This is a genomic window from Mesorhizobium sp. M0771 (assembly GCF_040320155.1).
Taxonomy (GTDB): Bacteria; Pseudomonadota; Alphaproteobacteria; order Rhizobiales; family Rhizobiaceae; genus Mesorhizobium.
This window is the reverse complement of sequence record NZ_JAMYPC010000034.1, coordinates 24,284-41,959: the sequence shown is the minus strand read 5'-3', so window position 1 is coordinate 41,959 and position 17,676 is coordinate 24,284. Positions and strand designations below refer to the sequence as shown.

Annotated in this window: 26 protein-coding genes and 1 pseudogene; 8 read left to right on the top strand and 19 right to left on the bottom strand. The window is 58.7% G+C overall.

Features of this window, described 5'->3' with window-relative positions; all coding sequences use genetic code 11:
* Nucleotides 1-205 precede the first annotated feature (205 nt).
* The gene (locus tag NKI05_RS30585) at nucleotides 206-394 is read right to left on the bottom strand and encodes a DUF3606 domain-containing protein (protein WP_023691304.1); all 189 of its coding nucleotides are present in this window, start codon (nucleotides 392-394) and stop codon (nucleotides 206-208) included.
* A gap of 125 nt (nucleotides 395-519) precedes the next feature.
* Between NKI05_RS30585 and NKI05_RS30580 the strand changes: the two genes are divergently transcribed.
* The 3 genes from NKI05_RS30580 (at nucleotide 520) to NKI05_RS30570 (ending at nucleotide 2,673) form a co-directional block, all read left to right on the top strand.
* On the top strand, nucleotides 520-1,386 hold the full coding sequence (locus NKI05_RS30580; RefSeq protein ID WP_023816917.1) for an ATP-dependent DNA ligase: 867 nt from the start codon (nucleotides 520-522) through the stop codon (nucleotides 1,384-1,386).
* Between the two features lie 457 nt (nucleotides 1,387-1,843).
* Complete coding sequence (locus tag NKI05_RS30575) at nucleotides 1,844-2,149, top strand: hypothetical protein (protein ID WP_023691303.1); 306 nt, start codon at nucleotides 1,844-1,846, stop codon at nucleotides 2,147-2,149.
* 155 nt (nucleotides 2,150-2,304) lie between these two features.
* The gene (locus NKI05_RS30570; protein WP_156951542.1) at nucleotides 2,305-2,673 is read left to right on the top strand and encodes a hypothetical protein; all 369 of its coding nucleotides are present in this window, start codon (nucleotides 2,305-2,307) and stop codon (nucleotides 2,671-2,673) included.
* Nucleotides 2,674-2,794: 121 nt separating this feature from the next.
* Here the strand turns inward: NKI05_RS30570 and NKI05_RS30565 are convergent, their stop codons facing one another.
* From NKI05_RS30565 to NKI05_RS32300, 6 genes are all read right to left on the bottom strand, one after another.
* Entirely contained in the window at nucleotides 2,795-3,022 is a 228-nt protein-coding gene (locus tag NKI05_RS30565) for a KTSC domain-containing protein (protein ID WP_352581558.1), read from the bottom strand.
* A 47-nt stretch (nucleotides 3,023-3,069) separates the two neighbouring features.
* Nucleotides 3,070-3,264 (bottom strand): hypothetical protein, encoded by a 195-nt coding sequence (locus NKI05_RS30560; RefSeq protein ID WP_023691307.1) that lies wholly within the window; start codon nucleotides 3,262-3,264, stop codon nucleotides 3,070-3,072.
* Nucleotides 3,265-3,489: 225 nt separating this feature from the next.
* Nucleotides 3,490-3,657 (bottom strand): Y4oE-related protein, encoded by a 168-nt coding sequence (locus tag NKI05_RS32305; protein ID WP_502898777.1) that lies wholly within the window; start codon nucleotides 3,655-3,657, stop codon nucleotides 3,490-3,492.
* Nucleotides 3,658-3,746: 89 nt separating this feature from the next.
* Entirely contained in the window at nucleotides 3,747-4,037 is a 291-nt protein-coding gene (locus NKI05_RS30555) for a helix-turn-helix domain-containing protein (protein WP_352794012.1), read from the bottom strand.
* Between the two features lie 389 nt (nucleotides 4,038-4,426).
* Nucleotides 4,427-4,630, bottom strand: coding sequence for a CsbD family protein (locus tag NKI05_RS30550; protein ID WP_023673385.1), 204 nt, complete (start codon nucleotides 4,628-4,630; stop codon nucleotides 4,427-4,429).
* A gap of 676 nt (nucleotides 4,631-5,306) precedes the next feature.
* Nucleotides 5,307-5,402, bottom strand: coding sequence for a DUF6894 family protein (locus tag NKI05_RS32300; RefSeq protein ID WP_023673382.1), 96 nt, complete (start codon nucleotides 5,400-5,402; stop codon nucleotides 5,307-5,309).
* A gap of 50 nt (nucleotides 5,403-5,452) precedes the next feature.
* Between NKI05_RS32300 and NKI05_RS30545 the strand changes: the two genes are divergently transcribed.
* The 3 genes from NKI05_RS30545 to NKI05_RS30535 are packed head-to-tail and all read left to right on the top strand — an operon-like array spanning nucleotide 5,453 to nucleotide 5,988.
* Nucleotides 5,453-5,596, top strand: a complete 144-nt coding sequence (locus NKI05_RS30545; RefSeq protein ID WP_023694776.1) for a hypothetical protein — start codon at nucleotides 5,453-5,455, stop codon at nucleotides 5,594-5,596.
* 15 nt (nucleotides 5,597-5,611) lie between these two features.
* The gene (locus tag NKI05_RS30540; RefSeq protein ID WP_352794010.1) at nucleotides 5,612-5,773 is read left to right on the top strand and encodes a hypothetical protein; all 162 of its coding nucleotides are present in this window, start codon (nucleotides 5,612-5,614) and stop codon (nucleotides 5,771-5,773) included.
* Nucleotides 5,749-5,988, top strand: a complete 240-nt coding sequence (locus NKI05_RS30535; RefSeq protein ID WP_352794008.1) for a hypothetical protein — start codon at nucleotides 5,749-5,751, stop codon at nucleotides 5,986-5,988. The genes NKI05_RS30540 and NKI05_RS30535 overlap by 25 nt, the downstream gene beginning before the upstream one ends.
* Here NKI05_RS30535 and NKI05_RS30530 read toward each other — a convergent pair.
* Entirely contained in the window at nucleotides 5,980-6,144 is a 165-nt protein-coding gene (locus tag NKI05_RS30530) for a hypothetical protein (protein ID WP_023694778.1), read from the bottom strand. The genes NKI05_RS30535 and NKI05_RS30530 overlap by 9 nt on opposite strands.
* A 714-nt stretch (nucleotides 6,145-6,858) precedes the next feature.
* Here NKI05_RS30530 and NKI05_RS30525 point away from each other — a divergent pair.
* Nucleotides 6,859-7,070, top strand: a pseudogene (locus NKI05_RS30525) (transposase); the annotation flags it as partial.
* Nucleotides 7,071-7,555: 485 nt separating this feature from the next.
* Here NKI05_RS30525 and NKI05_RS30520 read toward each other — a convergent pair.
* Nucleotides 7,556-8,501, bottom strand: a protein-coding gene (locus NKI05_RS30520; protein ID WP_156939184.1) for an IS630 family transposase whose coding sequence is annotated in 2 segments (ribosomal slippage) — nucleotides 7,556-8,164 and nucleotides 8,166-8,501 — 945 coding nt in all. Because the reading frame shifts where the segments join, the coding sequence is not laid out codon by codon here.
* A gap of 229 nt (nucleotides 8,502-8,730) precedes the next feature.
* On the opposite strand from NKI05_RS30520, the gene NKI05_RS30515 reads away from it, so the two are divergent.
* Nucleotides 8,731-9,270 (top strand): hypothetical protein, encoded by a 540-nt coding sequence (locus tag NKI05_RS30515; protein WP_023694782.1) that lies wholly within the window; start codon nucleotides 8,731-8,733, stop codon nucleotides 9,268-9,270.
* Between the two features lie 21 nt (nucleotides 9,271-9,291).
* Here the strand turns inward: NKI05_RS30515 and NKI05_RS30510 are convergent, their stop codons facing one another.
* From NKI05_RS30510 to NKI05_RS30465, 10 genes are all read right to left on the bottom strand, one after another.
* The gene (locus NKI05_RS30510; RefSeq protein ID WP_023694783.1) at nucleotides 9,292-9,885 is read right to left on the bottom strand and encodes a hypothetical protein; all 594 of its coding nucleotides are present in this window, start codon (nucleotides 9,883-9,885) and stop codon (nucleotides 9,292-9,294) included.
* The gene (locus NKI05_RS30505) at nucleotides 9,882-10,481 is read right to left on the bottom strand and encodes a L,D-transpeptidase (protein WP_023701639.1); all 600 of its coding nucleotides are present in this window, start codon (nucleotides 10,479-10,481) and stop codon (nucleotides 9,882-9,884) included. The genes NKI05_RS30510 and NKI05_RS30505 overlap by 4 nt, the downstream gene beginning before the upstream one ends.
* Nucleotides 10,465-11,628, bottom strand: coding sequence for a CpaE/TadZ family protein (locus tag NKI05_RS30500; protein WP_023694785.1), 1,164 nt, complete (start codon nucleotides 11,626-11,628; stop codon nucleotides 10,465-10,467). Before NKI05_RS30500 ends, NKI05_RS30505 begins: the two co-directional genes overlap by 17 nt.
* Nucleotides 11,625-12,260 (bottom strand): TadE/TadG family type IV pilus assembly protein, encoded by a 636-nt coding sequence (locus NKI05_RS30495; RefSeq protein ID WP_023694786.1) that lies wholly within the window; start codon nucleotides 12,258-12,260, stop codon nucleotides 11,625-11,627. The genes NKI05_RS30500 and NKI05_RS30495 overlap by 4 nt, the downstream gene beginning before the upstream one ends.
* On the bottom strand, nucleotides 12,254-12,751 hold the full coding sequence (locus NKI05_RS30490; RefSeq protein ID WP_023694787.1) for a TadE/TadG family type IV pilus assembly protein: 498 nt from the start codon (nucleotides 12,749-12,751) through the stop codon (nucleotides 12,254-12,256). Before NKI05_RS30490 ends, NKI05_RS30495 begins: the two co-directional genes overlap by 7 nt.
* 4 nt (nucleotides 12,752-12,755) lie before the next feature.
* On the bottom strand, nucleotides 12,756-14,234 hold the full coding sequence (locus NKI05_RS30485; protein ID WP_023701637.1) for a TadE/TadG family type IV pilus assembly protein: 1,479 nt from the start codon (nucleotides 14,232-14,234) through the stop codon (nucleotides 12,756-12,758).
* 70 nt (nucleotides 14,235-14,304) lie between these two features.
* Nucleotides 14,305-14,586, bottom strand: coding sequence for a hypothetical protein (locus tag NKI05_RS30480; RefSeq protein WP_023694789.1), 282 nt, complete (start codon nucleotides 14,584-14,586; stop codon nucleotides 14,305-14,307).
* 4 nt (nucleotides 14,587-14,590) lie between these two features.
* A complete protein-coding gene (locus NKI05_RS30475; protein WP_023701635.1) occupies nucleotides 14,591-16,036 on the bottom strand; it encodes a type II and III secretion system protein family protein in 1,446 nt (481 codons plus the stop codon).
* Between the two features lie 49 nt (nucleotides 16,037-16,085).
* A complete protein-coding gene (gene cpaB, locus NKI05_RS30470) occupies nucleotides 16,086-17,120 on the bottom strand; it encodes a Flp pilus assembly protein CpaB (RefSeq protein WP_023694791.1) in 1,035 nt (344 codons plus the stop codon).
* A gap of 96 nt (nucleotides 17,121-17,216) precedes the next feature.
* Nucleotides 17,217-17,429 carry a Flp family type IVb pilin gene (locus NKI05_RS30465; RefSeq protein WP_023694792.1) on the bottom strand — a complete coding sequence of 71 codons (213 nt, stop codon included), beginning with the start codon at nucleotides 17,427-17,429 and terminating at the stop codon, nucleotides 17,217-17,219.
* Nucleotides 17,430-17,676 lie beyond the last annotated feature (247 nt).

The following is a 17,676-nucleotide window of genomic DNA, read 5'->3' as shown; positions in this document are numbered from 1 at the left end:
GTGGTATTTCGGCACTTTTGTTCCTAGGCGTCTAGTTCGATAGGCTGATCGTGATCCGGATCGGAATGATAAGCGACCTGGCGAAAATCGCGCATATCAATCTGTTGCCCGCAAACCGGGCAGGGGAGGAAATGCGCGAGTTCGCTCGCGGGCGGGCCTTCATGTCGGTGCCCGATTAGTGGTCTGCCGAGATCAGATAGCCTGGTCATTGTTTCCGCAGCGCCTTGGCTACCCGCTCTAAAGTCTCGCGTTGGTTGCCGTGCTTCGCGATCAGCTCTTTGACCTGCTGGGTTGTGATGCCGGTCTTTGTTGCGAAATATTCAACTTCATAATCCTCATCGGCCGAGACACGGTCCCGATCACGAAAATCCCGCTTGCTCTTGTCGTCGGCCATATCGATTCCTCCTTCGCTCATCCCGCAACGCCGAGTTGACTTGTTTGTTGCACCCAAGAGGCTGATTTCCGGTTTCGGAACTATTTTAGCTTCATCTTATTGAATCGCCGGAGGGTGGTCAGTACATGCGTTTGAAGTTCATCGAGCCGTTGATGCCGACCCTTGTGGAGAAGCCTCCCGAGGGTGAAGGCTGGACCCACGAAGTCAAGTTCGACGGCTACCGATCGCAGATGATCATCGATGAAGTCGGCATGCGCATTTATACGCGCAATGGCCACGACTGGACGGCGAAATATCGCGACATGGTGAGAGAGGCCAAGCTCCTTGGTGCCGAAAGCGCCATCGTCGACGGCGAGATCGTCGTTCTGAATGACAAGGGCGTTTCGGACTTCGCAGCGCTGCGCAAAGCCATCACCCGCCGGCAACACGACTTGTATTTTGTTGCCTTTGATCTGCTTCATCTTAACGGCCACGATCTGCGCGATAAGGCGCTAGAGGAGCGGCGCGAGATCCTGGCCAGCACGATCGAGCCCGGCGGGCGCATTCAATTCAGTGAGCCGCTGCCGGGCGAAGCGAAGGCCATCTTTCACTTGCTCGACAAGGCCGGACTTGAAGGCATGGTGTCGAAGCGGAAGGACAGCAAATACCGAAGCGGTCCGTCGACCAACTGGCTGAAGGCCAAGTGCTATGCGATTGACGAGTTCGATCTGCTCGGCGTCGAGCGTGAAGCGGGCAAGCCGGCTTTCGCTCTGATGGCTGAGCGCGGCACAGGGCGCTATGTCGGCAGCGCGTTCGTCACCTTGAACCGGGAAATGCGCGAGAGGCTATGGAAACGCGTCCAGGAGCACTCAGGGACGGCGCCCAAGGGCATCATGAAGCGGCCAGCGACGCAATGGGTCAAGCCAGGGCTGATCGGCCGTGTGAAGCACCTGCGCGGCGAGGATGACCTGCGGCATGCATCGCTGCAGGACTTCCGCGAGGAGAACAAATAGCAGCTCCACAACTGGTCATCGCTTTTGCGAGAGGCGCGCATCCTAACGCCGCAAAGGCGGAGCTGAACGCGATACCGCAGGAACTCGCCTCACGCTTGTCAACGGTTAACACGGCTAAGAACGCCTAACACAATTCACTTCGTCACTGTCATTGCCAAGAATAGGTATGGAGTTTTTAGACATTTATTCATCTACTCGTGCTTTCTAGTGAGCTATGTCTTTGAGCACCTTCACCCGGATCTGGTTTGGAGGATGTCGTGGTCACGATCATAATTAATGCCGACAGCGGAGGTTTCCGCATGGCACATCTTACCGCCGATACGCCTATCTGATCGCGTTCCCGTTTTTCGATCAATACCCAATCAAGCACTCAACGACCACACCGTCGCGCTGGTTGCGAGCTAAAACACCGCCGGCCTTGGTTTGGAAAAGGGGCTGACATCCTTGGAGGCGCATTATGACAAAGATTTTTGAGATCCTGGTGGGAAGCATGGCCATTGGAGCCGTTCTCGCAAATCTTTCCATGCCGGCGAACGCCGCAGTTGGCGACGACGGAACCACTGCACCCATTGGCACGAGCGGTGCCACTGTCGGAACCGAGTCCCCCGACAATCCGACCAATACGGATCTGACTCGCATTGTCGACGCTATGTCGAGCGCCGAAATCACTCGGTTCAAGAAGCGCTGCATCGACGTGATCGAGAGCCGGGGCGTTTATGATCGTGACCTGCGCCAGCTCTGCCTGCTGATCTGGCGCCACTAACCAAACCGTTCGCAAGTGCCGGAGCTGTCGACATGACACTCTCCAGTTCCGACAGTGGAGGCCCGCCCACCGAAAGGTTGGCGGGCTTTTAGATAGCGGCCCCACCCTACGGTTGGGTAAGTGTTTCCGCCCGATTACCTGGCGTGCAGGCTTTCGTGACACAGTCGGCAATAGCCAAGAACGCTCAATCGGCGCTCGATGCCGCTAATCAGGCGGTTACCGACGCCAAAGCGGCGCTCGACGCGCTGAATGCGAAAGCGGCTGACCCGAATACCCCGCCCGAAGATGTCCCTACGCAGGCCGACCTCGATGCAGCACAGACAGCATTCGATGACGCCACTCAGGCCGCGGCCGATGCTCAGGCCGCCGCCGCTGACGCCGCCGCCAATGTCCCATCGATCGATGCAGCCCTTGCCCAAATGGCCAACAAGCCGGTTGACCCTGAGGTGACAGATTGGGCCAATGGCGTGCTTGCCGACAAGATCGACCAAGTAGCCGCCAAGCTGGCGCCGGCCACGCCTTGAGGGGTCTCATGCGGCGGCAGCAATCCAGTCGACGTCGCCGGGTCCGCCCGGCGGCTGCATCTGATCGGGTCCGCGCTTTCCTTTTTAGGTGGCGCGGGCCGCTTTGGATTAGAAAATTGTGTCAACCGCCCGACGAGCCTGCTGCCCTCCCTGGCGCGAGCCGGAATGCATGACGATTGCGGATGTGGCTGTTAAAATAGACGCCCTTGGCAAAGGCAGCTTTGAACGCAGCAACGGCCTCAGCAGGTACGTCCAAGAACTCGTAATGCTTCCCGCTCGCTACAAACCAAACCGAGAGAACCCTGGTGTTCGAGTCATAGTCGAACTTGCGTATCGAGGTTGAGGGCATGGTATGCCATCCAAAACTCAGCTGGCCGAGCCGAGTTGGATCGCCAACTACAGGCTGAAGCTGTACTCGAATATGTGGCCGCGCTTTTCGTCGGCAACCCTGATCCAGATGGGCTCGCTGGTGCGCAGCGTGACGTCGCGCTCGGTCGCTTCCCGAGCCGCCCTGATCGGCGTTGTCGCGTTGACGATGTGGGTGGCCGTCACGGTCTCGCCGGCGATTTCCTCGACATGGTATTTCGGCATTTCGCGCGCTCCCAAGCGTCCAATTCAAGCGGCTCGTGATCTGGTTGCTCGTGCCACATCACTTGACGGAAGTCGCGGCGGTCAACCTGCTGGTCGCATATCGGGCCATAGGTCGAAACGGGTCTTGTCCGTCTGCCGGCGAATGTGGTTTGCCGGGGATGCGTGGGCCAAGGTCTGCTATTCTGGTCATGCTCGAACGAACACGATTCCGCGGCAAAAGTTCCGTCAGTTTGGTCTTCTCAGTTGGTGAAAGACATCGCACCAAAAGCGGAAGTCATTTGGTCGGCCGTCGAAATGTGCCTCCAAAGCGCAGTGCGCCACGGCGGTCGGTGCTTCCATCCCATAGAGTTCGATCGCAGATTGCGGCCTGACCTTGGTCGACGAGATCGGCAATCTTCAAAGCCGTAAATCAGGCTCCGCATTGCGAGCCTTCCGGTATGAGTTCCGAGCCTAAGACGCTCCTGAGTAGGCTTTTCGCCTTATTATTTTCTCTGCCGCCGGCGCCACTGTCTATTGTCGGTGGCGAGGCCGCTATCACCTTCTGAGCGGGCTAGCGATGGAGTGCCTTCGACGGTGAAGACGATTCCGGCGTCTTCAAACGCCTTGCGGATCGCCGCGATGTTGTGGGGACGCGATTTCCTGAATCCGTTCTCAAGATCGCTGATGGCCATTTCGCTAAGATCTGCCTTTGCGGCAAGTCGCACACGCGACCAGTTCAGTAGGGCTCGTGCTGCTCTGGGTTGGTCTGCTGAGAGCACGGTACGGCTGCTCATAGACAGTCGAACATTCAATATCGCTAAAATGTTCCTCTTGACTTTCTACGATTTCCAACGGCCTGAGGTTGGCCTCTCGGATAACGCAGAGGGGTCGTCTAATACCTCTGCGGAACGTTGATCGTCACTCCGCAATATCTTCTTTTTCGGCTTCGTCCGCTGAACCAGATCTGGCCTTTTCGCTATCAGGTAGTCAGCCTTGTTCGTTCGATAGTCTTCTTTGTGGATGGACATTGCTACGACCTCCATTGCGAAGATCAACGCAACTGGAAGCCGACACGTTCCCAAAAATCGATTGTTCAAGGTCGAGCCGAACGTCGCACGGGAACACTAAAAGGGCGCGGTTTGTGGACTGCGCCTTTGTTTTAGCTAGGTTCAACTGTCCTATCCTACGAGTCTTGTCGACCATACCAGTCGTCAACGTCTCGCCGCACGCGATCCTTCTCAATGCCGTAGCGTTCCTGGATCGTACCTTCGAGCTGATCGCGGTTGCCGGCTATGCGGTCAAGATCATCATCAGTGAGCTTGCCCCACTGCTCCTTGACCTTACCTTTGAATTGCTTCCAATTTCCTTCGACGCGGTTCCAGTCCATGATGGCGATCTCCTTTCGTTGTCCTTTCAAATAACGGTCGTAGTGGCCGTCAGGTTCCGCTGCAGGTAAGCGCGCTTGCTGGTGATCTAGCAATGGAACCGAATGCCCGTCGACCGCTTATGTGCGCCGGCCTTTTCAGTTTTGGGAACACAGCCGGCCTTTTGCCGTTGGGTCGTGTGGAACAACTTCGCAAGGAAATGCACGTCTCGCCGATCCGGGCATCTGGGTCGCATTGGCGGCTGTGTTCATCCCTTATGGGGTCGGTGTCGCACTGCTTCTGAGGGTAGCCGGTTGATGAACCTGCCAGCGCTGCTCTGGCGTCAAGATGAGCGGATTCCCATAGAAGCCGCCTCAACCTGGCAGCGGGGGGTCTTCGCGTTCGGCCATCTGTTCCAAGAGCTTCCGTGACGCAGCCAGGACGCGGCGTGTCTCGTCTATGGTCGTAAGTAGGGAGTTGAGTTCGCCGACCGTCCGGCGTTGGTTCCGGCGAGCGCTTTCGAGGTATGAGTCGTCAGGCTTCCAACAGTCTGGCATCGGAATCTCCAGCCCGCGTCACCTCGCACGTGACTTTCACCTCAAACAGCGAAATGCTGGTGCCGTCATGAACTCGGAAGGCGACTTGGCGGAATGTGCCGCCCATTTGTTCTTTTGCGATTTCAAACAGCGCCCTTGCCGCCTAATCTTCAGCCGCGTCCAGACTTGCAAGCTCGGTGCCTTCGGTGTCCGGGTAAGGGGTTCCGTTGTCGGTTAGATCGAAGAAGAAGCGGGCCATGGAACCCTGACAGCGAAGCTTGGAAAAGGTTTCCTCGATCCCGAATCCGGGTGACGGCCACGGCGCACAAGGGCATTATGAAGCGGCCGGCGACGCAATGGGTCAAGCCGGGCCTCATTGGACGCGTGAAGCACCTGCGCGGCGAGGATGACCTGCGTCATGCATCGCTGCAGGATTTCCGCGAGGAAGATTGAAGGATATTCGGAGCCATGCCAGCAGCTGATCGCCTTACCGTCCGCTTCGCCTATCAACGAGGCTTTCAGGTCGTCGACGGCAGTGCAATTCTTCAGACGTTCGAGAAGCAGGATGAGGCGTTCAATTTCGTGCTCGGCCGGGGTGCTCGCGTGTGGCTGGCCTGGTCGCGACCGTGATAGGAGGGCAGACGGCGCCCTTCGATTTCGCCGCAGCTTTCCAGCAGGAAAAGGTCGGCCGCATCCTGAAGATGATGCACGGCCCAGCCGCAGGCACTTGGTTCTGGACCTGCGATGACGGCGGCGCGTGCGGAACAGTCGAAACGAACGATGAGGCTGTTGTTGGAGTCGAGCGGGCATTCACGCAGCGCATCGCCGGGGCAGATCTACGCTAACCAGCCAGCACCCATTCCAAAGCCAACACCTAGGCCGATAGCGAGGCCCATGAACAGCTTGCCTGCCATATCGATGGCGAAGGCGCGGACAGGGCGCCACACGTCCTGGCGGGGCGCTCTGAGGGCGTTGGCGATGTCATCGAAGATCGCTTCCATCGGTCGAGTCCGGAACGCCGAACCTGTGAATCCCCTGTTTGTTCCGTCAAAGTCTAACGATCAGGGAAGCGCCATTGAAAGCACGTGCAGTAACGGTTGATTCAACCATTGCTGGTAAATTGTGGAATGTGGGTGGCGGCTCCGACAGTTCGGGGTGGAACTCAATGCCGAAGCCGCCTGCGCAGCCAAGGTTGGGATTTGACCGCGCCGTCCTATAATGGGACAGCGCGGTCAACGATTCGTTAAAACGCTCCGGAACTAATTAAGCACGCGCTAATTGACTCGCGGTCTCGGGAGTCAGTGCATGCGTGAAGTTCATTCCTCCGATGATGGAGCCGATTTTGGCGGGACAGGCCTCCCGAGGGCATTGGACAGCGTCACGTACCGACCGCCGTCTTCGTCTTCCCTCTTCCTAGAGATCCGCCATTCGTTGGGCGAGTGGGTCGTTCGCATCATAGGGAGGAACGGTGAAACGTATTCCCGAGCATTCGAATATGAAGCAGATGCCGTCGCTTTCGCTGGCGATCAGTCTTCTAGTCTAGGATTGGAAGCTCCCCCGAAGCGAGCAACTTGACGAAATCAGCGAGAGACGCGCTGAAGCAGAGCGACTATCTGTTTCGCGGTCTCGTCGGTCCCGATCACTGGCGACTGTCGTGCGTCATCTTTCTGTATGATCGATGACGCCTGTTCGGGGGTGGTATCATCCTCCAGGCCGAACTCTACTGCTGCGATCCGCGCAATCCCTGGCAACGCGGCAGCAACGAAAACACCAACGGCCTGCTCAGGCAGTATTTCCCCAGGGCAACCAACTTTCCCAAGCCTCGCAGGACCAGCTCGACGCCATCGCTCTGCGTCTCAATCAGCGCCCCCGAAAAACCCTGGACTTCGAAACGCCGGCCGATAGCCTACGGAACGTGTTGCGATGACCGGTTGAACCCACCGCTTCATATCGGCCGTTGAGGCAAACCTTGCCTTGGTCTGGAAGTGAACGGTTTTGGATAGGATCTATGGGTGAGATCTTGCCTCAGGAGGTGGAGCTAGGAGATGACGAAGGGTTGTCCTTAGGAAAGCTGAGGACGGGCAGGGCGCAGGCTCGAGAATCGTGATCGGGTTTACATCGGCGGGTCGCGACGTTGGAACCACTTCGCGGATTGAACGTTGCGAGCAGATGATCAGACGATTTGCCTACGCCCTTATCCTCGTCCAAGTATCTATGGCGACTGCGCTCGCCACGCAGGTATTCCTGTCGACCGCAGACGAAGCCGGTAACGCAGAACTCACGCTTGCGACGGCCCGAGGCGAAGATCAGCGATGCGCCAAGGCGATGTGGCCCAATATTCCGGAACGATGTCTGCAGCGAGCCGAGCCTAAGGTGGTTACGCTCGTCCTCAGCCAAAACAACTAGAGCCCTTCACGTTTTGACGGAAGCATATCCGGCGTTTTCGAAGTAGTTCCTGCATTCGGCTGCCTCGATGGTTTCGACGAGGTGGCCGATGTGACGCCATGTGTCCTCGACGGTGCGCTTTTGAGCCTGGCGCATCCAATGTTTGATCTTGGCAAAGGCCTGCTCAATTGGATTGAGATCGGGAGAGTAAGGTGGCAGGTACCAGAGCCTTGCGCCGGCAGCCTTGATCATCTGCCTGATGGCGGCCGACTTATGGCTTCCCAGGTTGTCCATGAGGACGATGTCGCCGGGCTTCAGCACGGTGATGAGCTGCTGCTCGACATAGGCCCGGAAGCATTGGCCGTTGATTGGCCCATCGAAGACGCAAGGCGCGAGCCGATCGCAGCGCAGCGCGCCAAGGAAGGTCAGTGTGCGCCAGTGGCCGTGCGGGGCCAAGCCGCGCAGCCGCTTGCCCTTCGGCCCCCAGCCTCGCAGCGGAGCCATGTTGGTCTTGATCCACGTCTCATCGATGAAGACCAGGCACTGCGGATCAAGGCCGGTCTGCCAAGATCGCCATCGCTGGCGCCTGCGGGCAATATCAGTGCGCGCCTGCTCAAGGGCGAACAGCGTTTTTTTTGAAGCTCAGCCCCTCGCGGCGCAGGAACAGCCACACTGCCCTGTGCGAGACCTTGACCCCGCGACCGGCCAACTCATCCTTCAGACCGTGCAGCGTCAGATGTGGCGTCCCACGTATACGCGCCTCGATGAAGGCACGGTGCGGCTCCAGCACCCTCTTGCGATGCCCACCCATCTTGCCCGGTGCCACCGGGCCGGTAGTCCCATGGCGCTGCAACAGCTTCACCGCGGCCGAAACCGAAATACCGAACCGTTTGGCGGCAGACCGGCGGCTTTCACCACTCAAAACCGCCGCCACAACCCGCTCGCGAAGATCATTGGAAAGGGGTCGAGTCATCAGATGCTGGCCTCCACTCCAGCCAGCATCTTGAATCACAAAATCGACAAAGCGGGGATCCCCTTCGATTCCATCAAGTCGTGAACCGCTCTAATGGCTGCGCCATACGCGAATGGCTCTTGCAGGCTGCCATGCCCGACTGGCCGCGCCACCACAGAATCACCACCGCTCCGTTAAGCCTCGCGTAATCTCTGCAATCTATCTTGAAGGCAAGATTGTTGAGGGTGACATGAAGCGCAAGTCGATAATGCTCTTTGCCTTCCCATCGCTGATCCTGCTGATCCTTGCAGGGGAGCGCATGGCGACATTCTTGCTGGGAGCATATCCGGCCAGCCCCACAATGTGGCGGGTTTGGCTTGAACTAAGGCCGCTGTCGACGATGTTTTGGCAACAGGTCGATGTCTGTCTGGGAGGGTCGATGGTCGTTGATGCCTCCATCCTGGCTGCCGCGTCGATCGTTTGCTGGACGGCGTGCCGCACAAGAAAGTCAGCTGCCTTCTTCTTTCTTGCCAATCACGTCGCCCTGCTTTTCGCCGGGTTGATGATCGCTGTCACCAGCCATTCCGAAACAGCGAGCACGATCGCCTCATTCACGGTACCCGGGGGGCTTCCCTTCTCGCTAATGGTCGATTTCACCTTGAAGAACAGCCTTGTGCTGGTCCTGGGTCTGACAGCATGCGCCTACTGTCATGTTGTCTTTCTCAGGGAAGCTCGAGAGCGATCCGGAGCGCTGGCCGCGAGGCTTGTTGCTCTGCAGCGAGATCTCTAAGGCAGCCCCATTTTTCCGGCGTTAGTTGATCTTCCGGTAGTAAACCTTGCCGTCGGCCTGCTCAATTCGCTGGTAGTTGGAGCTTGGGGCAGGCGCTGCAGCTGCAATCCGCCTTTTGGGCGGACGCGGTGTATCGACGACGCTGGGCTCGGTCGCGTCTTCACCATCGAGAACAGCAGGCGCCTCCGCCATGCTGCTGGTCGTGTCGACGGAAGGTTCCGCTGCGCTCGACGTGATTTCGTCATGGACAATAGGCTGGTTTTGTTCCAGCCGGGCTATGCTCCGGTTGATTTCACCAAAGCTGCTCTGCAGCTGACTGTCCAGTTTTTCAAATCGGCTCTGAAAACCGTTGTTGACCGTATCCAACTGGCTGCCGATTCGTTGTTCGAACGTCCCGAGTTGTTCCAGGCGCCCTTCCAGAAAGCGCATATCGCTGATGCCGCGGTAGAGATAAACCGCGGCTATCATATTCACCAAAGTGAGCAGGGACGTGCCGATGATGACCGCGCCGATAATGCTTTTGTCGCGCGGTTTCCCAACGACAGCCTGCTCTCCAATGCGGGCTGCTGTCCCAATCTCGATTGCCGGCATATCCGGTTCGCTGATCATCGTCATTGAACCACCACCTTTGCGCCGATCGCGACGCGCCTGAAGAGATCGATCACATCGGTGTTGGTAAGGCGAAAACACCCCGATGTTCCATCGAAGCCAACACCCTTGGGATCGTTGGTTCCGTGTATCCGATAGAGCGTGTCACGCCCGTCCCGAGAGAGATAGAGCGCCCTGGCGCCGAGTGGGTTGTAGGGACCTGCAGGCACCATTTGCGGCAGGTTCGGCTGGCGGGCGCGCATTTCGCGGGGTGGCCGCCATTCCGGCCATTCGGTCTTCGCCCCCACCTTGACGACCCCGGTCCAGCCAAAGCCGTCCCGTCCGACGCTGATCTGATAGCGAAGCGCCTGGCCTTGTCGGATCACCAGATAAAGCGCTTTCTCGCCCTTGCGGATAACGATTGTTCCGGGCTGTTCTGTCGTCTCGAAGGCAACAGTCTTGCGCAGGCTGGGTCCCATTGCCGGCAGCGGCGGCCGATCCGAAAGTGCCGATCGTGCGCTGGCGAAATCCTGGACCAGCATCATCAGCGCAATGCTCATGACGCACGCCAATCCCGGGCCAATCCGATACCTACTTGGCCGCCCCCTATTTGGCAGCGTCATCGAGCCGCTCTTTGAACATCCGCTTGAGGTCCTTGTTGAAGCGCGCACGCCCATCCACCTCGGCAGGCAGGATAGCACGGTTCAAGGCATCGGACAGAAGCGCATTGTCCAGCGTGACCGACTTGATGTGGGGCGCCTTGAAGATCTTTTCGAGTTCGCTGCGCGAAAAGTGGTTGCCGAACCATTTGCGCTTGTGCTTGTTGGCGACCAGCGTGATGCTGACAGCATTGCCACGCAACTCACGGATCTTCTTGTAGAGCCGTTTGCCTTGCCGCAGCGAGGCGACGTTGAGTTCGAAGACGATGAATATCTCATCGCTCGTCGACAGCACGGAATTGTGCCAAGGCGTCTCGATGTTCGGCAGGTCGATGACGATGTCGTCGAACCGGTAGGCGACGAGGTCCAGCAGCCGGAAGACAAAATCACTGCCCTGCGGTTCGAAAGGCAATTGCGGCCTCTCGAAGGAATAGAGCGTCAGCCCAGACGGGCGCGAGAGCTTGATGACATCCATCAGCTCGACGTCGAGCCTCTCCGGCTGGCCGATGATCCCGCCAAGATCGAACTGGTTGAACTGGTTCAGATAGGCGCCGCAATTGGCGCTCTGGAAATCGAGGTCGACCAGGCAGGTGGAAGCCCCGCGTTCCTTCGATTTCGACGCCAGGAATTCGGCCGCCGACAATGCAAGCGTGGTCGCGCCGGCGCCGCCGCTGGCGCTGATGAAGGTGACGATACGGCTTTTCGTCCCTTGGTTGCCGGTGTCGTGGAAAGTCACTGCGTTGAGCAGTTCCTTGCCGTCGAGCGGCTTGTGCAGCCAGTCCGAAGCGTTCATGCGCACCAGCACGCGCGTCTGCTCCGACGACAGCTCGTCGGAGACCGCGATCAGCGGCACGGTCGCCCAAAGGGCGCGTGCTTCGACGATGCCCGGCCTGCCGAGCATTTCGCCATTGCCGAGGTCGAGAATGACGATGCCTGGGCGCGTATCCGCGGGAGGACCCCTGAGGAAATCGCTCGTCTCGGAAACCCTGACGTCGTAGATCGCCAGCGCGTCGAGCCGCGTCGCCACATCGCGCTTGAAATTCGGATCCGACGAGAACAGCGCCACCTGCTTTCGCTTGGTCGGTGTGACCTTGGTGTTGATGGCATTCATGGATAGCTGCTCTTCATGTCTTCGCCCGTGACCGTGCTCAGCATGGAGGGCATGGTGAGGTTTCCGAATCCGAGTAGTCCGCCCAGGAAGAAGAACTGGAATTGATGATTTACAATGCTGACCGTAATGGTCGGCACCGGTCCGTTCGGACGCGTCCAATATCCGAGGCCTGAGGCCTGGTATTGTATCCTCACCTCGGATTTTGGAAGCATCGGCAAGAACGTGTGCATTCCAGACCGGCTGCCGCTGCCAGTGTAAATGAAGTCAAAGGCAGCCTGACTTGCCGTGAGGTCCTGGCATGTAGCGCCCGTTCCGCAGGTGCAGGAGGCAACTCCCGCGGCACTAGCCGTGCAGATGTAATTATACGTGTTGGCGGGGACCGCTTTGCCGACGTCCAGCGAGTCGCTTGGCGTTTTTGCCTCGAGTGAAAGCCCGCTGGCGACCGGACCGGAAATTTGCGCCAGCCGTGCTCCGGCCTGCACTGCCTTGTTCGCGGCGTTCCATTGGTAGAAGGCATAGCCGAAGTCGACGAAGCCGAGCAGCAGCGTCAGCAGCAGCGGCATGGCGATGGCCATCTCGACCATCGTCGCGCCGGACTCGCTTGCCCAGAATTTGCGCCGCAGCATCACCATCCTAGAACACGCTCCTGATGGAATACCGATAGGCTGATCTGGCCGAAACCGAGATAAGACCAGAACCCTACACCCGCATACGGATATGATGTGCTGACCTGCACCACATCGACGTTGGCGGTGCTGCTGAGGTAGAGCTCAGTGCCGGTGCCGGAATCAATCGCTGGAGTAGATAATGACTTGCTTATGGTGACTTCGCCTGTGGTCCATCCCGTCACCCTTGCGCTGCCGCCAGATATGGCTCCATTCACTGCAAGGTTTTTTGCATACCCCGAACAAGTATCCCAGTCGCTGCTGCAGCGCGCCATATAGCGGGCCGCATCCTTTACGCCGGCGTCAAGGAGCATGCGTGTGTTCAGCATGTTGGAGAATTCGAACACGCCAGCGGCCAACAGCAACACAAATGGTGTGACCATCGCCACCTCCACCAGGGCGACGCCATCCTCGTCGCCCTTGAAATGTCGAATGATTTTCCTGAGCGCGACCAGCATGGTTCTACCGGTAAAGCTGCGCTTCGTTGCGCTGAAGTTTCTTCAGCGTGCCTTGGCCGACGGTAGTGCTGATATCCTGGATCTCGCCGTAGATGTCGGCGTTAGGCGGACCACCGGCCGGTTCGGTGATGAACACGCTGGAGAAGGCCTGCACTGGCAGCGTTTGATTGCCGCCCTTGACCTGGTTGGCCACGCAGTCGATGATTGCAACATAGATTAGCCGACGGTCGGCGGTTTGCGTGGTTGTGTTGCACTGCGGCGGTGTCTTCTCCTGGCCGCTCTTCAAAGTTGGATTGTCGATCTCATACTTATATACGCAGTACCGGCTGGGGCTGGCGCCGCATGCAGCCAACACGCTGGATGTGCTGGCATTGCCGTGGTTGACCGGCCAGTAGCTGTTTGCGGAAGTGTTGAAATCCCAGGAACCGTCACCGAGCACGCCCGCTTGTGTACAGCTCCCAGAGGTGAAGCAATTGTCCTTGGGGAGCTTTTTATAATTGCTTTCCTGTCCGCTGTTGGGGGCCTCATAGGTGCAATTGTTGCCAGTTTTCTTCGTTACCATACCCTTGCGAACATTCGGTGAGGGCGGCGCGCTTGAGGGGACCAGCTTGCCACTGTTGCCATTGGGATAAATGTCGAAACGCGTGTTGATTCCGTCGTTTACCGGAGTAACGTTGCCTGGGCGGGTCTTGACCCCGTTCTGATCGTAGCAGGCGGGCGGGCTGGTCACCGCGAACATTTCCGTCAGTGCTTGCGCCGACTTGTCCCCCTCAGGCGAAGACAGAAACCCGTAATTGCCAGGCCCATATTGAGCGTTATTGCCGCCGGTCTGCTCCTTGAGCCATATCATCGGCTTCTTTGTTCCAGACAGCGCCGTCTGCAGGGCGCCAAGCGACGCATAAGGATTGCAGATGAACATCGGCGTGAACTGACACAATGCGTTGGTGAACCCGGCAACCGCCTGCGGTTGTAAGTCCATCCTGTTGTTGCTGCCGACGACGCTGGCTGGGAAGATGGTTTCGAAAGCGCCCGCGCCGTCCGCCAGACCGGAGGCGTTGATCGTCACCTCGGCAAATCTCACAGCCTTGGGGTCCGTGCTGGCCCAGGTCACCCCGTTGGAGTCGACGCCGTCGGCGGTTAGCGTTGTGCTGTCACTGGCGGGAATCCCGGTCAAATACTTTACCGTGACGTCAGACAGAGCAAGCGTGTGGTCGCCTGCGGTCGAAAACTTCGTTGTGTTGGCGAGAAGATTGGCTACCGCCCGGTTGGCCCGGGTGATCGCATCCGAATTGCCGTCGAGTTCCGCCGCTGCTGCAAGCGCAAGCGCGTCCACACCTTTTTGAAGATCATTGTGCAGCCCAGTGGCGCGGCTCATGTCGATAGCCAGCAATGCGAGCCCAACCAGCACAGGCAGCATGATTGCGACAAGGATCATCGCTATGCCGCGTTGATCATTCCAGAACGCCCTAATGGTCCCCAACATGACCTTACTCTCTGCTTCCTTTGCACCGGGCCCCTCGCTCGCCCGGCGCAATGCAACCGCATCCTTCTGTTCAATTCGCTCCGTTGGTCACACCCGACCCGCCGACATTGACCGTTATCGCAGGCGGTGGCGGTGGTGGCGGTGGAAATTTGTAGCCCTGTGCAACAGCGGCTGCCCGGGCGCCGTCGCCTTCGATATGTGTGTTCTTCGCGTTCGGATTGAACGGATCCACCGTCTGCGCCAGCGAATTGAATTTTTGCGTGTCGCCGGCGGCGAGCGTCACCGTGTCGTAGTGGTTCAGATAGTCCGCGGCGCAGCCCGATAGGGCGCCGGCGCACAGAAAGAGGATCAAGGCGCTATTTCTTGACATAGAGCATCTTGTCCTTCGATTTGAAGTCCAGCATGTGGCCATAGGGGCCGGTGACGCCGTCGCCCGTTTCATATTTTCGGATCATGTCCTTGTTCACCTCGAGCTGACCAAGGATGAAGAACTCCGGGTCATTGGCCGGCCGTGTCTTGTCGAACGGGGTCGCCAGCTGCTCGCCAGGCTTCACCGGCCGGACGATGTGCGGCGTGACGATAACCACCAGTTCGGTCTCTTCCTTCTGGTTGCTCGAATTGCGGAACAGCGCACCGATGACCGGCACCTGGCCCAGCCACGGCACCTGGTTCTGCAACTTGGTGGTCTTGCTGGACAGGAGCCCGCCGACCGCGAAGCTCTGGCCGTCGCGGAGTTCGACGACGGTTTCTAGCTTGCGGTTGGTGAAGATCGGGTCGCCGGCGGTGGTGAAACCGGTGAGGTCACTCACTTCCGGCGCCAGCTTCATATGGATCTTGCCGTCGTCGAGTACGACCGGCGTGAACAGCAGATTGACGCCAAATTGCTTATACGTGATGGTTATCTGGCCATCATTGCCCACGACACGGATAGGCACTTCGCCGCCGGCGTTGAAGCTGGCTGGCTCACCCGACAGAGTGGTGAGATTTGGTTCTGCCAGCGTGCGCACGACGCCCTTGGCCTCAAGCGCTTCAATGATCAGGTCGACCTTGATGTTGCTGTCAATGACACGGGTAATCAGTGCCGCGAAGGGATTGCTGGTCGACAGTAGGCCACTGAGCAGATCGCCCGGGCCAAGCACTACGTTATCTTTGTCGGCGGCGGCAATGCCTGTCCCTGTACGGGTTGTGCCACTGCCATTCGTGCTCCTGATTGAAACGCCGAGATCGCGGCCGGCGTTGCGCTTGGCCTCAAGCACGCGCACCTCGAGATTGACCTGCTGGCTGTCGTCGACGATGACGGAATTTATGATGGCGTCGGGGCCATACTGCTGTACCACTTCCAGGATCGACGCCAGCGTGGCGCCGTCCTTGACGTGACCGCCAAGCCTCACCTTGCCGTTGATCGAACCGATTTCGATGCGCGCCCTGGGCGCCACCTGGCGGATCGCCTGCGCCATGTCGCTGACGTCGACGCCGACTTCGATCTGGATGACGCCGAGCGAGCGCTTTTCCGGAGAGAAGAGATTGACTGTGGTGGTGCCGGCGCTCTTGCCGATGACATAAAGCGTTCGGTCGGTCATGGGCTGCGCATCGGCGATCTTCTCGTCGCCGACAACGATATCGCCGAGATTGGCGCTCACCTGTAGCGTCACAGACTGTGACGTCGGCAGGAAGATGCGATGGACGCTCGGGTTCGATACGTCGATGAAACGGTCGGCTGCCTCAGTCCCGAGGCTAGACGTCAGCAGCGCAGCCAAACAGGACAGTGCGGCCGCCGCTACCCTCATCCAAAACCCCTGCATCCCCATCTCCCAAACTGCTGCCGCCGGCTGCCCCGCTTCGCCGCATCCCTTATGGTTGTCGCGGCACGTCATAGGATTCAAGCTTCACGCCGCGAAAGACGCCCACTGTAACATTCTTCGGCGGTTCCGGCTCCAAATACTTGATAACTTCCTTGACGACTTCTTTTGATGCGGGTGCCGTCACCACGGCCGGCACCGGCTTGACCTTGCTCAACTCGTCGAGCTGGCTTCCCACCCTGTCCACGGCCTTTTCCAATCCGGCGATCTTGTCAGCTGCGCGCTGGCGTTCGGCTGCGGCTGCGTCGGCTGCGGCCTGCTTGTCCAGTTCGGCCTGCCTCTTTGCGACATCGTCCGGCGTCTCGCCATTCAGGTCGGAAAGCGTGACTCGTTCGGTTGTCTCGCCCTTATTGGCGGCAGCCTGGCGCAGTGCAAGAGACAACTGCCCCGCACCGGCGGCCAGCGTCAGTTTCTGCGCGTCCTTTGTGGTGGCTTCAAGCGTCACCGACTTCACAACCGTCGGGTTGTCCTTGCTCACGTCAGCGACCTGGTCGACGGCGAGCACTTTCATGCTCTGCAGCAGAACGTCGACAAAACTCTTGTCCGCACCGTCATCGCCGCGCACCGAGCGCGTCAGCAGCACATCAACCCGGTCGCCCGGGAAGACGAAGCCGGCAACGCCAAGCACGTCGTTGACGCGGATGGATACGGCCTTCATGCCTTCACCCAGCACCGCCGAAAGTGTGGCGCGCTGGCCTGGACCGGTGATCTTGCTGCCGAGGATCGGCTCATTGGTGCTGATCGCTTGCAGCGCCTGCCTTGCGCCACTGCCGGCCAAGGCTTCCTTGGTGGTCTTGAACGCTCCAGCCGGGACTGCGCCCGCGGGCCAAGCGATCTCATGCAACTTGTCGGCGCTCAATGTGTCGCCGAACTTCAGCGGCAGTGCCGCGACAACGATCGTATTGCCTTTGCCGTTTGATTGAGCCAAAGCACTACGCTGGCCAGCGAGCCAGATGTTGATCAGCACGACCGCCAGCACCCCGAAGACGCCGGCGAGAACTATCATGATAAGTGTGTTGGCGCGCATAACCCCAAACCCCCAGCCAATAGAGCGGGAATTCGCCCGCCACGACTGAATTCAGGCCCGGGTCTGGACAACCCGGGCCTGATGCCGATCAATCGATCAAGAACCGGCACCGCTGGCGCAAGATCCGGTACCGGAGGCGTCCATGGCGCTGCAAAGGCCGGTGAAGCGGCCCGTAACCCACCCGCCGATGCCGATGATGAAGCCGATAGAGGCCACTGCGATAATGCCAATCAGAATAGAATATTCGACCATAGCAGCGCCGTTTTCGTCGTCGCGGAACTGCCGGGTCATTGTCATGAGCTTTTTCATGTCAATTTCTCCCTCTGGAGGTTTCAACCCGACGAGACAGAGCCAAGGATGAACTCCATACCCAAGCATCCCCCGTCACCTCAATCCTAGGTCCCGAGAAATTGGAGAGTCAAACGGGATTAACGGTCCTTTAACCTTCTAATACATCAATTTGCAAATTCGGCGTGACCTCAATTTCTAGCAAGAGCTTGATTCGTCTAATTTTTCAAGCGTTCTTAACCATTCGTTCACAATTGCCCCTCTGAGC

Excerpts from the sequence above, each read along its gene's own strand:
- NKI05_RS30585 (WP_023691304.1), bottom strand. The coding sequence starts at position 394 with ATGGCCGACGACAAGAGCAAGCGGGATTTTCGTGATCGGGACCGTGTC.
- NKI05_RS30580 (WP_023816917.1), top strand. The coding sequence starts at position 520 with ATGCGTTTGAAGTTCATCGAGCCGTTGATGCCGACCCTTGTGGAGAAG.
- NKI05_RS30575 (WP_023691303.1), top strand. The coding sequence starts at position 1,844 with ATGACAAAGATTTTTGAGATCCTGGTGGGAAGCATGGCCATTGGAGCC.
- NKI05_RS30565 (WP_352581558.1), bottom strand. The coding sequence starts at position 3,022 with ATGCCCTCAACCTCGATACGCAAGTTCGACTATGACTCGAACACCAGG.
- NKI05_RS30560 (WP_023691307.1), bottom strand. The coding sequence starts at position 3,264 with ATGCCGAAATACCATGTCGAGGAAATCGCCGGCGAGACCGTGACGGCC.
- NKI05_RS30555 (WP_352794012.1), bottom strand. The coding sequence starts at position 4,037 with ATGAGCAGCCGTACCGTGCTCTCAGCAGACCAACCCAGAGCAGCACGA.
- NKI05_RS30550 (WP_023673385.1), bottom strand. The coding sequence starts at position 4,630 with ATGGACTGGAACCGCGTCGAAGGAAATTGGAAGCAATTCAAAGGTAAG.
- NKI05_RS32300 (WP_023673382.1), bottom strand. The coding sequence starts at position 5,402 with ATGGCCCGCTTCTTCTTCGATCTAACCGACAACGGAACCCCTTACCCG.
- NKI05_RS30540 (WP_352794010.1), top strand. The coding sequence starts at position 5,612 with ATGCCAGCAGCTGATCGCCTTACCGTCCGCTTCGCCTATCAACGAGGC.
- NKI05_RS30530 (WP_023694778.1), bottom strand. The coding sequence starts at position 6,144 with ATGGAAGCGATCTTCGATGACATCGCCAACGCCCTCAGAGCGCCCCGC.
- NKI05_RS30515 (WP_023694782.1), top strand. The coding sequence starts at position 8,731 with ATGAAGCGCAAGTCGATAATGCTCTTTGCCTTCCCATCGCTGATCCTG.
- NKI05_RS30510 (WP_023694783.1), bottom strand. The coding sequence starts at position 9,885 with ATGACGATGATCAGCGAACCGGATATGCCGGCAATCGAGATTGGGACA.
- NKI05_RS30505 (WP_023701639.1), bottom strand. The coding sequence starts at position 10,481 with ATGACGCTGCCAAATAGGGGGCGGCCAAGTAGGTATCGGATTGGCCCG.
- NKI05_RS30500 (WP_023694785.1), bottom strand. The coding sequence starts at position 11,628 with ATGAATGCCATCAACACCAAGGTCACACCGACCAAGCGAAAGCAGGTG.
- NKI05_RS30495 (WP_023694786.1), bottom strand. The coding sequence starts at position 12,260 with ATGGTGATGCTGCGGCGCAAATTCTGGGCAAGCGAGTCCGGCGCGACG.
- NKI05_RS30490 (WP_023694787.1), bottom strand. The coding sequence starts at position 12,751 with ATGCTGGTCGCGCTCAGGAAAATCATTCGACATTTCAAGGGCGACGAG.
- NKI05_RS30485 (WP_023701637.1), bottom strand. The coding sequence starts at position 14,234 with ATGTTGGGGACCATTAGGGCGTTCTGGAATGATCAACGCGGCATAGCG.
- NKI05_RS30475 (WP_023701635.1), bottom strand. The coding sequence starts at position 16,036 with ATGCAGGGGTTTTGGATGAGGGTAGCGGCGGCCGCACTGTCCTGTTTG.
- cpaB (WP_023694791.1), bottom strand. The coding sequence starts at position 17,120 with ATGCGCGCCAACACACTTATCATGATAGTTCTCGCCGGCGTCTTCGGG.
- NKI05_RS30465 (WP_023694792.1), bottom strand. The coding sequence starts at position 17,429 with ATGAAAAAGCTCATGACAATGACCCGGCAGTTCCGCGACGACGAAAAC.